Source organism: Streptococcus sp. HMSC078D09 (assembly GCF_001813675.1).
Classification (GTDB): domain Bacteria; phylum Bacillota; class Bacilli; order Lactobacillales; family Streptococcaceae; genus Streptococcus.
Map to the genome: position 1 here is coordinate 200,010 of NZ_KV813678.1, position 1,171 is coordinate 201,180.

Genomic DNA, 1,171 nt, shown 5'->3' on the forward strand with positions numbered 1-1,171 from the left:
AAAACCAAGCAAACCAACTGAAAAACGTGTAAACTCTGTACCAATCTCAATTGAATTCAACTTCACTAAACGCCTAGAAGGACGTGAATTGAAAGAGAACGAATTCAGCTTTGTATTGAAAGATTCAAATGGTAAAGAAGTTGAAACTGTAACCAACGACAAAGATGGTAATGTGAAATTCTCAGCTCTTACATTCAAGAAGGGTCAAGAAGGCGTACACAACTACACTGTTGAAGAGGTTGCAGGTACAGATGCTACTGTGACATACGACACAATGAAAGCAACTGTAACCATCACAGTTAAACATGACGGAACAGCTAAAGTTCTGATCGCGACTGTTGGCGACATTGTGGATAAAGAATTTAACAACCGTGTAACACCTCCAGAAGAACCTAAGTTCCAACCAGAGAAATTCGTTCTTAACAAAGAAAAATTTGATATCACTGGTTCAAAACTTGCTGACGATGATGATGAGTTGACAGATGAGTATGCAGATACAAATGCAAACCCATATGCTGACAAAACTACTAACAACGAAGCAGAAAACATCAATACCAAGACTGTTAACCGTGGAGATAAGTTGGTTTACCAAGTATGGTTGGATACAACTAAATTCTCAGCAACTAACAAAGAAAACATCCAATCTGTAGGAATTTCAGATGACTACGATGAAGCGAAGTTGGAACTTGATTCTACTAAGATCAAAGCTTACGATTCAGTAACAGGCGCAGAAGTAACAGATAAATTCGATATTACAGTTAATAACGGAGTAATCACAGCAACTATTAAAGCTGGCTTCACTAAATCTCTAGGAGATGCAGAAAATACTCAAGTTATCGACACAACTAAATTTGAATTTGGACGTTACTACAAGTTTGACATTCCAACAACAGTGAAAGCTGATGTTGCTGCTGGTGTAGATATTGAGAATACTGCAGCGCAAGTAGTCAACTACTACAACCCAACAACTAAGAAGGTTGAAACTCCAGAAAAACCTACTCAAAAACGTGTAAACAACGTTCCAGTACCAGTAGAATTCAACTTCACTAAGAAATTAGAAGGTCGTGAACTGAAAGCCAACGAATTCAGCTTCGTGCTTAAAGATTCAGAAGGTAATACTCTTGAAACTGTAAGCAACGACGCTTCTGGTAACGTTAAGTTCAAAGCTCTT

At 37.9% G+C, this 1,171-nt stretch carries 1 protein-coding gene; it reads left to right on the forward strand.

The features are described from left to right. A partial coding sequence (locus HMPREF2926_RS11245) for an SspB-related isopeptide-forming adhesin (RefSeq protein ID WP_305366801.1) occupies positions 1–1,171 on the forward strand: 1,171 nt, incomplete at both ends.